1 pseudogene is annotated in these 523 nt (G+C 28.3%); it reads right to left on the minus strand.

The annotated features are described in order from the left end of the window. Nucleotides 1-523 (minus strand): annotated as a pseudogene (locus CLTEP_RS14280) (IS200/IS605 family accessory protein TnpB-related protein); the annotation flags it as partial.

Consider the following 523-nt stretch of genomic DNA (forward strand, 5'->3'; position numbering starts at 1 on the left):
AATCCATGTTTAATTCTTGCAAATTTACTTCCTACGTCTTTGTCATTCTTAAATTTTAGATCTTCTATAGCAATACCACAACCATAAGTTTTAGCTATTAATACAACTTGCTTTACAAGGTCACCACATAAATTTTCACGTCTATTACTCCTAGCATATAGTAACTCGCTTTGTTTCAAATAAGTATGCCATTTATAGTTACCCTTATTATCAATCATGGTTAAAGCAAAACCATCTGGATTGGTATCTATACCTATTATTCCATTATGTCCTGTATAAAGAATTTCCGTTTTAGGAACATCAAAAGTAATATGAACATAATACTTACCATTTCTTTTTATCAATTCAACTTGATATGCTTCTCCAGTTTCCAAATAATTTAAAAATAGTTTTCTGTAATCAATACCATTAACTTTACCTGTTTTCTTGGATAATTTATGTGGTAAATATATAGGAACTTGTATTTTAACTGCCCTATTATTCTTAGTTTTCTCTAATGTAGATATTTCTAGAAAACTCATAC

This window comes from Clostridium tepidiprofundi DSM 19306, from assembly GCF_001594005.1.
Classification (GTDB): domain Bacteria; phylum Bacillota; class Clostridia; order Clostridiales; family Clostridiaceae; genus Clostridium_AC; species Clostridium_AC tepidiprofundi.